The organism is Aquimarina sp. AWH4_224 (assembly GCF_056160245.1).
Genome location: NZ_JBSWWU010000016.1, coordinates 40,649 through 54,778, shown reverse-complemented (window position 1 = coordinate 54,778; position 14,130 = coordinate 40,649). Strand labels below are relative to the sequence as shown.

Below are 14,130 nucleotides of genomic sequence, written 5' to 3'. Positions count from 1 at the left end.
GTTATATAGAAAAAGAAAGAGATTATATGGATGATAATTTTTCACCTAGAGTAAAAGATGTAATTGCCTATAGTAAAGAAGAAGCTCTTAGATTAGGGCATGACTTTATAGGTACAGAACATCTTATGTTAGGGTTATTGCGTGATGGAAGTGGAAAAGCAATTAGTATCCTTGATGCGTTAGACATAGATTTAACTAACTTAAGAAGAAAAGTTGAAATTCTAAGCCCTGCAAACCCCAATGTAGCAGTTGCTTCAAACGAAAAAAAGAACTTACACTTAACCAGGCAAGCAGAAAGAGCCTTAAAAACAACCTTTCTGGAAGCCAAATTATTTCAAAGTTCCTCAATTAATACCGCACATTTATTGCTATGTATTTTGAGAAACGAAAATGACCCAACCACGAAACTTTTAAATCGTTTAAAAGTAGATTATGATAATGTTAAAGACCAATTTAAATATATGATCGCAAACGAAGAAGAATATCTAGACAACCCAAAAGCAGAATCCTTCTCTGAAGATGATGATGATTTAACAGGAGATGCTTCAAAAGAAAATCCGTTTAATTCTCCAGGTTCTGGTAGTAAAGCCGGCAAGAAATCTAAAACTCCTGTTTTGGATAATTTTGGTCGTGATCTTACCGCCATGGCAGAAGAAGGAAAGCTTGATCCTGTAGTAGGTCGATCCAAAGAAATTGAACGTGTATCTCAAATTTTGAGCCGTCGTAAAAAGAATAATCCTTTGCTAATTGGTGAACCTGGTGTTGGTAAATCCGCCATCGCCGAAGGTTTGGCACTTCGCATAGTGAAACGAAAAGTATCTCGTATTCTTTTTGATAAACGAGTGGTTACACTGGATCTCGCTAGTTTGGTAGCCGGAACAAAATACCGTGGACAATTCGAAGAGCGAATGAAAGCGGTAATGAATGAACTGGAGAAAAATGATGATATCATTCTGTTCATAGATGAAATACATACGATTGTAGGTGCAGGTGGTGCAACCGGAAGCCTTGATGCTTCTAATATGTTCAAACCGGCATTAGCAAGAGGAGAAATACAATGTATAGGTGCTACTACGCTGGACGAGTATCGTCAATACATCGAAAAAGACGGAGCACTTGAACGTCGTTTCCAAAAAGTAATTGTAGAACCTACAAACATTGAAGAAACGATAGAAATCCTTAACAATATTAAGGAGAAGTATGAAGAGCATCATAATGTAAGCTACACACCGGATGCTATAGAAGCTTGTGTTAAGCTTACGAATAGATACATGACCGACCGTTTTTTACCAGACAAAGCTATCGATGCTTTGGATGAAGCTGGCTCTAGAGTACACATCACCAATATTGACGTACCTAAGAAAGTTCTTGATCTCGAAAAGAAATTGGAAGAGGTTAGAGAATTAAAAAACAGCGTAGTCAAAAAACAGAAGTATGAAGAAGCTGCAAAGCTGAGAGATGATGAAAAAAACCTGGAAAAGGAACTGAGTGTAGCCCAAGAACAGTGGGAAAAAGAATCCAAACTTCATAAAGAAACTGTAGATGAAGAAAATGTGGCAGATGTAGTTTCTATGATGACAGGAATCCCTGTGAATCGTATTGCTCAAACCGAAAGCAACAAACTTGCAGAACTTCCTAATTTGATCAAAGGAAAGGTAATTGGGCAGGATGAAGCTGTAAATAAAGTAGTAAAAGCAATACAGCGTAATCGTGCCGGGTTGAAAGATCCTAACAAACCTATTGGTTCCTTTATTTTCTTAGGGCAAACAGGTGTTGGAAAAACACAATTAGCAAAAGTTTTAGCAAAAGAGCTGTTTGATAGTGAAGATACATTGATCCGTATCGACATGAGTGAATACATGGAAAAATTCGCCGTGTCTAGACTAATTGGTGCACCTCCGGGATACGTTGGATACGAAGAAGGAGGTCAGCTTACCGAAAAGGTAAGAAGAAAACCTTATTCTGTGATTCTATTAGACGAGATAGAAAAAGCGCATCCTGATGTGTTCAATATGATGTTACAGGTACTTGATGATGGTTATCTTACAGATAGTTTAGGTCGTAAAATCGACTTTAGAAACACCATTATCATAATGACCTCTAATATCGGTGCTCGTAAACTTAAAGACTTTGGACAAGGTGTTGGTTTTGGAACCACTGCCAAAAAGTCTCAAGCTGAAGATTATGCCAAAGGAGTGATCGAAAACGCACTCAAAAAGGCATTTGCTCCAGAATTCCTGAATCGAGTTGATGATGTGATTGTGTTTAATGCGCTTGAAAGAGAAGATATTCACAAGATCATCGATATCGAACTTGATAAGTTGTATGGAAGAATCAAAGGTCTTGGTTATGATCTTTCTTTAAGTGAAAAAGCGAAGGACTATATCACCGAAAAAGGATTTGACAAGCAATATGGAGCTAGACCTTTGAAAAGAGCTATTCAAAAATATATTGAGGATGCTCTTGCCGAAGAGATTATTAATGCTAAACTTCAAGAAGGAGATAGTATCTTTATGGATATAGATGATTCTGGAGAATTGACGATCAGCATCGAAAAGGCTGAAAAATCTACCGAATCATAAGATCCAAAAATAGTAATATGTTTAAACCGCTGTTGATAAACGGCGGTTTTTTTTATCTCAAAGAATTTGATATTTATGATTTTCCTTTTACATTGATCGCGCTAAGCTAACTAACAATACATGATTAAATCTTATACCCTTGATTTCTGCACCCTGGAAATTCATGATGATTATGTACTTGCAGTAATGAATGAAGGCATTACTGTCGACAAACAGAATAATGCTGTCTTGATAGAAATAGCGGAAAGTCATTTTGATACCCCTTTTGTATATATTACACATAGGATTCACTCCTATTCTGTTGATCCAATAGTGTATATAAGAACAGCCCAGATCGAACAGTTAAAAGGATTTGCAGTGGTTTCTAAAGATCCTGTTCAAAAAACACAAACTACCTACGAGAAAACATTTTTCGACAAAGAATTTAAGCACTTTGAGACTATGGAAGATGCCTTGAAATGGAAAAACAAACTGCTAAAAAAAGGGCAGTAAACACACTTTATGCACCTAAGCATTGATATTTTAACTTTTGTTTAATCTAGTTTTATCGTAAATTAAAGGCACATTAGCCATACTTAGATATAGTAATTCATTATTGAAAATGATAAAATACTATGATTTAGGTTTTACTACGGTCGAAGTACATCCAAATTACCTCACCAATACTATTTCTTCTGGTTTTTTGGTTTTACCCGAGCACAATAAGATTCTATTAGAATTTGTAAATACCCATTTTAACAACAGAAACTTTGTGTACATCTCTAATCGAATACACTCATACGCAGTGAATCCCACCGTATACCACGAAACCAAAAAGATCGATAACATGCTTGGTATCGCTGTAGTATCAAAGAACCCCAGACAAAAATTACTTTCTGAATTAGAGGGTTCTTTCTACAAAAAAGATCTGAAGTACTTTTCTTCTATGATTGAAGCACTGCGATGGAAAGATGCATTGCTCAAAAAAGCGGCATCAGTCTAATAATACTTTTATAAAACTAAAATAGGCTTCTTTTTTCTCGAAAGAGGCATCGAATAAAAGTGGCCATTCTGGTCTGCCATTATTTTCTGGAATTAACCATGTATCATCATCTTTAAGCCCCCAAAGCGTAATAGCATACTTTTGAGCTTGAGGAATTGCGTTAAAAATTTCTACTATCTCCGCTACCCTTGCTGCTTGGGCCATTGATCGCTCTGTAGTGAAATCAGTTAAATCATCAGCAGCGTTTACTTTTACGTCAAGTTCTGCAAAATGTATAAGTACATCTTTTGCAACCAACTCGTCGGTAGCCTCTTGTATTTCTTGTCTACTCGGGAAATTATAATCTATATGCATTTGATATCCTACTCCGTCAATTAAATTGCTAGCCTTCAAATTATCTACCATCGTCAACACTTTACCTCTTTTAGTAGCATCAAAAGTCATATTGTAATCATTATAAAACAGTTTTACATCTGGATCAGCGGCTCTTGCAAATTCAAAACACTTTTGAACATAGTTCTCCCCCATTCTTTGCAAAAACAAGGTATTTCTCCATTGAACAGCGGGATCATCGTCAATAGCTTCATTTACCACATCCCAAGAGTTGATTTTACCTTTATATCTGGTAAACACCGCATTAATATATTGCTCGATCAAATCTTCAAATTCCTGATCCGTTCCTGCAAAATTTTCTAATGCTTCCGGTACGCTACGATGCCAAATCAAAGTATGACCATGCACATTCATGCCATTCGTTTCAGCATAATTGATCAATGCATCTACTTTACTCCAATCATAAATGATATTACCTGACCCATCAATGCCCGTAAATACAGAAGCCATTTTCATATCATTCTCGGCAGTAATGCTATTGAACTCTCTTTTATACACCTCATCATAAGCTGCTATTTCAGTCCTAGCGGCAGAAACGGCTACGCCTACTAGAAAATTATTTTCTGCTGCTTGTTTCAAAGTGACATCATCAGCAATTTTGGTATCGGTACTTACATCAATAATATTCGAATTTCCCGAGATTCCTCCATCCACAACAGCTCGTACTCTATAATAATATTGGGTGTTTTGAGCTAGTCCTGACACGGTTTCAAACAATTGATTCACCGATCTGTTTTCATACCCCTGCAAAAATGAAGAAAAACCTGCATTATCTGAGACATCCAATTGATACTCTCCTGCTCTAAATACCGGATCCCAATTGGCTCTAAAACTGGTAAAAGCTATTTCTGAGGCTGCTTTTGCAACTGGCGATGATATTATTCCCTGTCCTTGATCATCACTATCATCATCAGAGCATGAGACAAAAATCATCATGGCAAGAGACACCATTGCTAGGAAAAGCATTTTACTTATTTCTTTTATTCGTAACATATTTTTTATGATTTACAAGGAGAAGATCATACAACAAAAATTGCATTCCTTTCTCCCTGTTGGTATTACTGTCTTATTAATCTACTACTTATTTATTCCAGTTCTAAAACTTCGAATTTGATATTATCATATTTGTATCCAGACGGAACCACTCCTGCTCCTCCTTCGTGGCTGATCTGCATTTTTACCGCTATAATGGTAGATGGATTTACATCACCATTACTCTGATTACCAGGATCAAAACTAAAACCAAAATCAGACATTCTTAATCGTAAGGTTTGCCATCCTGTCCCTTCCAATGGAACTTTGAATAGCCAATTACTTCGATCATCTTCCAGAACAAATTCCATCACCGTACCAGGAAATCCATCTCCGTTAATATCAATGATCAAAAATGCATTCTCGGCATCTGTAGAAGTGGTCACTGATGCTATACTTTGATGCGAGCTTCCCGTAAAAGGATCAGTGCCTGTATCATCCCATATAATTTCGGCACCTGTACTTCCGTCCGCTCCAATTCCAGCTGCAATACGGAACATATTGTCTCCATAACTAAACCAATCCGAAGGATAATCATCATTGATACTAGGAATTCCGTTTCCTTCAAAATCTGTGATCAAAATTTCAACAATACCTCCTAGAATCGGTAAATCTTTTGAGACCGATCCCGCAGCAGTTACCAGAGTAAATTCTGTAGTTTCGGTTTTTCCTTCTGGGAATATAAAGGTGAGTTCTTGTGGAGAAACCACGGTAAATCCTCCTACTGATTCTCCATCGATCAAAACATCTTCAACATTAAAAAACCAATCTCCAAATACTCGAATTTCTACTCCTGCCTCGGCTTTATCTGGCGCAAAAGTATCCTGAACAGTTAAAGTAGGTTCTGGTTGTATAATCTCAAACTCCGTAGACACGGTTGTACCAAATTGATTTTTAAAAGTTACATTTTGATTTCCAAAACGGCTCCCTAGATCTACATCAAAGGGAACATTAAAGAAGAGTGCTATATCAGAATTCAAAGTAGTATTAAAGCCTACATTAATTTTATCGTCAAAAATGATCTCTTTCATATTACTTAGACCACTACCTTCTACTCTTACCAGGACGTCTGGGAAACCCGAATTGATCCTTGGATCGTCTCCCAACGATAATATATTTGAGATAACAGGATCTCCAAAGGTTTCTTCTTTACTATCGTTCTCACAAGAGGATAATACTATGAATGCCACCAATGGCAAACATAAAACCAGTAAGTTATAGATAGAAAATCTTGATTTATTATTTCTTATCATGATGTATCGTATTAATCATTAATTACATAATCTACCGCTGGACTTGTTGTATCTATAAACGACAACTCTGCAGCTGGAATAGGAAAAAGAAAATTGGCGTTATCTATATCTGTCACAAACACAGGATCAGTATCTAACGGCACTAAGCTATTTGCCGTACCTCTGTTCTGTACTCTAATAATATCGCGTGCCATAGTTCTATCCATTCGTAATAAATCCAACCAGAATTTACCAGCTTCTAAAGCCAGTTCTATTCTTCTCTCATTCATAAGATCCTCTTTGCTGATCATCGTTTTTTCTGTAAGACCTGCTCTTCTTCTAACCTGGTTAAAGGCGTCTATTGCTTGTGCGTCTCCGGTAGATGCGCCGTTTCCTAAAATAGCTTCGGCGTATATCAATAAGATATCTGCATACCTCATCAGTTGAGTACTCATTTCAGTTCTCATAAAAAATACGTTAGGATGTTCATTTAGAGAGCCCACCACATATTTTCGATATCGAATTTTGGTGGCCGAATTATCACCATTTTCAGGAAAAGTATACCCTCCATCCACAGTTTTTAACTCATCATACTGTCGCCCAGGTTCCATAATGATCCATTTACGTCGTAAATCCTCTTCTCCAGGATCTGCTACTTTGTCGAACGCCAAAAACAAATCTACACTGGGTGCTACAGAGCCGAAAGCTCCGTTGTTACCAACCAGATCATCATCATCGATCAAATATGCCTGATTCGTATTTTGTATTCCCCACAATCCATTGATCGAAGTCCAAACCCATCTGTAAATCCCTTCTCTGTTTACACTTAACGATGGATTTATAAATTGATCCTGATAATTGGTCTGCAGGCTATGTAATCCGCTATCGATGACCATTTTTGCATATGCTCTGGCATTTTCATAGTCTTTCAAAGTCAGATACATTTCTGCAAGAAATGCCCAGGGAGCTGTTTTCCCTACTCGACGTTGATCCGAAGGATTAAGCGGTAATAGATCTGCAGCTTTTTTCAAATCGCTTTCGATAAAGGCGTAGATACTAGGTACTGTATTTAAACGGTACCTGGTAGAAGTATCTGCAGTAATCTGATCAATCACAGGAATCTCTCCCCACAATCGTACCAAATAGAAGTATGCGAAAGCTCTTACAAATCGAGCTTCTCCTTCTACCTGATTTTTAACCTCTTCAGAAATATCAGGACTTAAGCCTTGGTCAATAATCTTTAATAGTTGATTGGCATCAGCAATCCCTTTGTAAAAACCTTCCCAGCCTTCTAAAAGTGTTCTGTTATTGACTCCCACCGCAAACAGTTTATAAGGCGCATCAGCTTCGAACCCTATAGAATTACCCGCCAACATATCCAAAGAATACATAAACTTGTCATTGGTGGTAAAAAAGGCCTGACCATATAATGTATTTGCTCCAGCTAGTAATTGATCATCGGTCATATAAAAATTATCCTCGGTAATTGTATCTACTACCGGTACTTCTAAAAAATCGTCTCCACAAGAAGCGAGAAAGATCAACATCAAAACGTGTGTAAAAATTTTATAACTATTTTTCATACCCATCATATTATTTTCCTTTTTCATAATTAAAATTGAACATTAAGTCCAAGAGTAATAGTTCTTGGAACTGGATATCTACCAAAATCAATTCCCTTCAGTAATGCACTTTGATTTAAAGAACCTACTTCTGGGTCATAACCGGAATAATTCGTTAGTGTATATATGTTTTGTAAAATGGTATATACTCGTACCCGATCAAAAAAGTTGTTTTTACCAAATGTGTCTTTTGGCAATGTGCACCCCAATGTTACACTCTGTATCCTGAGATAAGAACCATCCTCAATAAAACGATCAGACACTCTTGTGTTTCCATTTCTATCACCATCAGAATACCTTGGTAAGCTTCCGTTAGGGTTTGCAGCACTGTATCTATCAATAACTGTAGCTGCTTGATTAGAGTTGAAACGATTGATTCCTTCTGTAAAAACTCTGGTATAATTGTAAATATCGTTACCATATGACCCCTGAAGAAAGATCGATAAGTCAAACATTCTGTATCTAAAGTTATTGGTAATACTGAAGGTAAAGTCCGGATGCGGATTCCCGATGAATGTCCTATCATTGGCATCAATAACGCCATCATCATTCAAATCTCTGAATCGAATATCTCCTAGCCACGTTCCGTTGGCCTCACTAATAGAGCTTTCTGCAGGAATAGGGCCATTGTTTAGTTCTTCCTGAGACCTAAACAAACCATCGGTAACAAAACCAAAGAACATTCCGATGGGTTGTCCTACTTGCGATCTGGTTAAATCGGCTATAACATCCTCATCTTGTATAGTTCCTATAATGGCATCATCATCATTGGATAGTTCTCTGATTTCATTTCTATATAGAGAAAAGACAACATTGGAATCCCAGCTAAAATGCTCTTTATTAATATTCTTTGTCGACAAATTCACATCAATACCATCGTTGATCATTTCTCCAAAATTCAATACCGGAGGTTGAATGCCGATAAAAGACAAGGAGTTCAAACTTCCTAAAAAGCCTGGTAAGGGTTGAATAGCCAAAAAGTCTTTTGACGTTTTTCTATATACATCTACATCCAATCGGATTTTACTATTCAAGAATCCTAATTCTACTCCCAGGTTAGGCGAAATCAACGATTCCCAAGCGACATCTGCATTTGGAAAGTTTGCGGCGCTAAACCCACTCCCTAAAGCTGTATTTACATTTCTAAGCAAGGTTCTGAAAAGATTATCACTGATCTGTTGGTTACCACTGGTACCGTATCCTACCCTTATCTTGAAGTAATCCCATACGTTGGAAACGCTTTCCATAAATGGCTCTTCACTCACTACCCATGCTGCCGAAGCTGATGGAAATACTCCCCAACGGTTGTTCGGACCAAATTTTGAAGATCCATCATATCGCACCGAGGCAGATAGCAAATACTTGTCTAAATAATTATAATTGATTCTACCAAAGTAAGACGCGATAGTACTAGATCCCTCAAAAGATTCTGCCAACGACTCTTCGGCGTCACCCGTATTTAAGCCATCCACTTCATTACTTGGGAAATTTGATCGTTGACCAGATAAACCTTGAAATTGGCTCTTCTGTGCCTCAGCCCCTAATAACAATCTAAATCTATGATCTCCAAATTGTGGTGAATAGGTCAAGTAGTTTTTAAACAGATAATAAAAACCTTCGTTTGCTGACTTAAATGCTGTATTGGTATCATTTTTAATAGATCCAAAATCAAAGGTTGGAAAAAAGCTTTCTGTTTTAGCTGTATTGTAATCGTATCCAAGATCTGTTCTAAAGCTTAAATTGTTTGCTAGTTGCAGATCCAAAAATAGGTTTCCATTGATTTTATATCGTTCTAGTGTACTACTTCTGATCTCTGCAGATGCTACAGGGTTTAACGCTGCAGTATTACCGAGCACATTATCTGGAGATCCGAAGGTTCCGTCTGGATTTCTAATGGGTATATCGGGGGTTTGTCGTAGAGCTGTAGTAATGGTACCGTTTCGAGAATCGTTTAACCCTACCTCTTCAAGAGAATTACTCAAATTAATATTATGACCAAATTTCAACCAGTCATTTACCTTGTAATCCAAATTTAATCGAGCTCCAAATCTTCGTAGCCCAGAATTAATAACAATTCCTTCCTGGTCAAAATAATTGATTGATGCATAAAACTTTGCATTTTCTTTACCGCCTGACAATGACAGTTGATGATTTGTGATTGGTGCTGCTCGAAAAATAGCGCGCTGCCAATCTGTCCCTTCTCCCAAAATACTAGGATCCTCGAATTGAGGAAGCGGCGGGAGATTTACTGATGGTGTTTGTCTGGCTTCATTAGTATACGCAGCATACTCTCTAAGGTTCATCATATCAATCAAAGTTGGAGCAAACTGCACTCCTCCGTAGGTTTCATAACTGATTTTGGCTTTTCCTACCTTTTCTCGTTTTGTGGTAATCAGCACCACACCGTTCGATGCTTGAGCACCATAAATGGCAGCCGCAGATGCATCTTTTAGTACTGTTATAGATTCGATATCATTTGGATTTAATGCAGAAAGTGGACTTACCGCTGTTTGCCCTCCTGTACCTCCAAAACGAGAAAAATTGAAAGATTGCGTAGAAGCATTGGTTACGTTTACCCCATCAATGATATAAAGAGGTTCGTTGGTTCCTGTAACCGATGTGATCCCTCTAACCCGTATGGAAACTGCTCCACCTGGTTGTCCAGAACTTCGGGTCACGGTAACACCGGAGACTAACCCCTGAATTCCCTGATCAATATTGGGGATAGTTTGCTTTGCTAGCGTTTCTGCACTGATGGTAGAAATTGCAGAGGTTAAGTCTTTTTTACTACTTTCTCCGTATCCTATTAATACGACTTCATCCAAATCGGTGGCATCCTGAGTCATGACGATGTTGATGCGTTTTGAATCTGTGTAAATTCTTTCTACGGTTTCCATCCCCAGGTATGAGAATTGTATGATGTTTCCTTTAGAAACTCCATTTAACTCGTAATTCCCGTCAAAATCTGTAGTTGTACCGTTACTGGTTCCTTTTACCAACACAGTAACTCCTGGTAATGGCGAGTTGTTCTGATCTGTTACCATACCAGTTATACGATCTCCTTGCGATAAAACGGGTTGTATTCCAATTATGAGTATTGCAATAATTGCAAGTTTGAGTTTGATCATAAGTGTGATTTTTGATTATTAATAAACTGTTGTATAGCAATTTTTGTTTTCATATTTCTGTTTATTTAAGGGTGGTTGTTTTTGTAAGTACTTGTATCAATTCTGCTCCTTTAGGATTGGTTTTTAGGTTAGGTTGTTTTCCTCCTACATGAAATTGAATTGATCCGGGAGTGATATCAATTTTTCCTTCTGAAGTTATACGAGCATATTGCTTTGGGGTAATTTTGAAGCTTACTTTTTTGGTTTCACCTACACTCAGATGAATCCGCTCGAAACCTACTAGCGAGTGTACCGGAGTATCCTCATCCTGGACGTTATGAGATATATAAAGTTGTACTACTTCGTCTCCTTCTCTCTTCCCCGTATTAGTAACCTCAACAGTAATTGGAATATCTTCATTAAGTTTGACCTCATCAGGTATTTCCAGGTGATCATAGGTAAAATTGGTATAGGATAATCCATGTCCAAAAGGATACAGAGGTTCTCCTTTGAAGTACTTATAGGTACGGTTGGTCATATCGTAGGACTTAAAATCCGGAAGATCTTCTGTGGATTTATAAAAAGTTACTGGCAAGCGACCCGCTGGGTTGTAATCCCCAAATAGCACATCTGCAATGGCTTTTCCACCAAATTCTCCTGGATACCAAGATTCTACAATTGCGGGTATATGCTCATCAGCCCAGTTCACGGATAATGCACTTCCATTCATTAAAACCAAAACTATAGGCTTATCAAGAGCGGCTACCTCTTTCATAAGCCTTAGTTGTGATTTTGGTAAAGAAATCTCTGATCGATCCCCCTTATCAAATCCTTCTAGTACCACTGGCATTTCTTCTCCCTCAATATCAGGAGAGAGTCCTAAGCATAGTACTACTACTTCAGACTTTTTAGCCAGTTCTATAGCTGTTGATAGCAAATCTTCATCCATGTGCGCCCATACTAATTGCGCCTGTGGATCTGTATGATAGTTAAAAAACTCTATTCTTATATCTTTTGCTTCCCCTTGGGTCAAATCAGTATCAAAGTATCTGGTCTTAGGTTCATGGTCATCACTAAACTCAAACTTTAAAGTGTCATTGACATAAAATTTCCCTCCGCTGCTGGCTCGTAATCCAATTCGATACTTGCCAGTTTTTGGAGCTTCCAATTGTCCTGTCCATTTTACAGAGAACTCATCCGAAACTAAATCATCAATTGGTTTTTTGGGCATCCATATAAAGTCTATTACACTATCATTTCTAGTAAATTTTGGAGTTCCTTCCCATTTTTGATTGTCAAAATACTCTCCTTCTAACCCATGGTTATTTCCATTTTTAAGAGCATTTGACGGGATCGGTTCTAGTAAAGGCCACCCTTGTGCGATATTGCTTCCTTTGGCATAATATACTTGAGCGTTAGGTAGTTTTTCTTTAATTGCTTTTAAAGGGGTAATTCGGTTATGAGGAGTCCCATGGTAGTTCCCCAATAACACTTGTTTTGAATTTGCATTAGGTCCAATAACAGCAATGGAAGAAATGTTTTTATCTAGCGGTAATGTTTGCTTCTCATTTTTCAAAAGTACTATGGATTCTTTCGCTGTTTTCTCCGACAAGGCATAGTGCTTTTCACTGCCTACAACTTCATAAGAAATATCAGACCAAGGCACCATTTGATCAGGATCAAACATTCCCAATTTAAACCTGGCTTCCATCAATCTGGCTAATGCTCGATCAACTTTGGCTTCATCTACGATTCCTTTTAAAACAGCATCCGTAAGGTTGGGATCAAATACATTTCCACAGTTTAGATCCGTTCCTCTATCTACTGCCAAGGCAGAAGCCTCTACCGCATCTTTGGATAACCCATGTTTATTCGGCTCCCAAAAATCGTTGATCGCCCAACAGTCTGAAACCACATACCCATCAAAACCCCATTCTTTTCTAAGAATATCATTTAATAACAAGTTACTCCCACAACATGCTTCATCTCTATATCTATTATAGGCGCACATTACGGATTGCACATTAGCTTCTTTGATTGCTGCTTCAAAAGCTGGCAGATAAGTTTCTTTAAGATCTTTGTCTGAAGTATGGTAATTGTCTTCGTGTCTGGATTTTTCTGGTCCGCTATGCACCGCAAAATGTTTTGCAGTAGCAATTACCTTAAAGTATTTGGGATCATCTCCTTGTAAACCTTTTATGAAGTTCACTCCCATTCTACCGGTGAGATATGGATCTTCTCCATAGGTTTCTTGTCCACGCCCCCATCTGGGATCTCTAAAAATATTAATATTAGGAGTCCAAAATGTAAGTCCCTGATATATGCCTCGTTTATTCTCTTTTACAAAGCGATGATGTTTTGCCCGGGCTTCGTCAGAAATTACAGTACCTATTTCAAACATCAATGATTTATCAAATGTAGCGCCCATCCCTATGGCCTGAGGAAAAACTGTGGCCTCTCCTGCTCTTGCTACTCCATGCAAACATTCATTCCACCAATTATAAGCAGGGATGCCCAAGCGATCAATCGCAGGCGCATCGTACCGCATCTGAGAGACTTTTTCTGCAAGGGTCATCTGATCTATTAAATCATTTACTCGTTCTGTGACGTCTAATTTTGGATTTTGAAATTTGTATTCATATTCCTTTTTTGCCATACATCCCATATCTAATTGCAATAGCAATGCTAAGAGAATTACGTTACAAAGCTTCAAGAGTTTTTTCATTGGTTGTTGTTTCCTATTTTATTGTTGTTTAATGATTTCATGACATAAAACTCAAGATCAAAACAAGGAGCCCGAATACAATTCCTATCAACATAATCTCTACTAAAATCTTTAGCCTCGAATATTTTTTCTTCATGCCATTATTTAGTCCTGAATTTTTTAACAATTTAGAAACGGATATGAAAAAATAATGCTACAAAAAGAGCATTAACTGCAAAATTTGTTGCATAATCCCAGTTAAACAAGAGCATGCTTCAGAATGAGAATACAAGGCTACATAATTGCTATTACCAAAGAGCATTGATCGTTAATTTACTTTGGTAAAGGCTTTGTTTTGAAGCGTAAAGCATGATACCATTCACTTTATGAAGTCATTTCAGTGATTGGTATGATGGTGTGCGATTGTTACGGCTATACTACTATGAATGGAGAGCATCCTATATCTATTCTTGAGA

The 14,130-nt window shown here is 37.6% G+C and carries 8 protein-coding genes; 3 read left to right on the top strand and 5 right to left on the bottom strand.

Features of this window, described 5'->3' with window-relative positions; genetic code table 11:
- The first annotated feature begins 26 nt into the window (after positions 1-26).
- The 3 genes from ACXAGJ_RS22745 (at position 27) to ACXAGJ_RS22735 (ending at position 3,564) form a co-directional block, all read left to right on the top strand.
- Positions 27-2,582, top strand: coding sequence for an ATP-dependent Clp protease ATP-binding subunit (locus ACXAGJ_RS22745; protein ID WP_073314254.1), 2,556 nt, complete (start codon positions 27-29; stop codon positions 2,580-2,582).
- Between the two features lie 120 nt (positions 2,583-2,702).
- A complete protein-coding gene (locus ACXAGJ_RS22740; protein WP_474843233.1) occupies positions 2,703-3,074 on the top strand; it encodes a hypothetical protein in 372 nt (123 codons plus the stop codon).
- A 109-nt stretch (positions 3,075-3,183) separates the two neighbouring features.
- Positions 3,184-3,564: a hypothetical protein gene (locus ACXAGJ_RS22735; protein ID WP_474843231.1), complete on the top strand. Its 381-nt coding sequence runs from the start codon at positions 3,184-3,186 to the stop codon at positions 3,562-3,564.
- Here the strand turns inward: ACXAGJ_RS22735 and ACXAGJ_RS22730 are convergent.
- From ACXAGJ_RS22730 to ACXAGJ_RS22710, 5 genes are all read right to left on the bottom strand, one after another.
- Positions 3,556-4,950, bottom strand: coding sequence for an endo-1,4-beta-xylanase (locus ACXAGJ_RS22730; protein ID WP_474843229.1), 1,395 nt, complete (start codon positions 4,948-4,950; stop codon positions 3,556-3,558). The two genes, ACXAGJ_RS22735 and ACXAGJ_RS22730, sit on opposite strands and share 9 nt — an antisense overlap.
- A gap of 92 nt (positions 4,951-5,042) precedes the next feature.
- Complete coding sequence (locus tag ACXAGJ_RS22725; protein WP_474843227.1) at positions 5,043-6,242, bottom strand: CIA30 family protein; 1,200 nt, start codon at positions 6,240-6,242, stop codon at positions 5,043-5,045.
- 11 nt (positions 6,243-6,253) lie between these two features.
- Positions 6,254-7,831 carry a RagB/SusD family nutrient uptake outer membrane protein gene (locus tag ACXAGJ_RS22720; RefSeq protein ID WP_474843225.1) on the bottom strand — a complete coding sequence of 526 codons (1,578 nt, stop codon included), beginning with the start codon at positions 7,829-7,831 and terminating at the stop codon, positions 6,254-6,256.
- A 2-nt stretch (positions 7,832-7,833) separates the two neighbouring features.
- Positions 7,834-10,971, bottom strand: coding sequence for a SusC/RagA family TonB-linked outer membrane protein (locus tag ACXAGJ_RS22715; RefSeq protein ID WP_474843223.1), 3,138 nt, complete (start codon positions 10,969-10,971; stop codon positions 7,834-7,836).
- A 61-nt stretch (positions 10,972-11,032) separates the two neighbouring features.
- A complete protein-coding gene (locus ACXAGJ_RS22710; protein ID WP_474843221.1) occupies positions 11,033-13,675 on the bottom strand; it encodes a glycoside hydrolase family 3 protein in 2,643 nt (880 codons plus the stop codon).
- Positions 13,676-14,130: the final 455 nt, after the last annotated feature.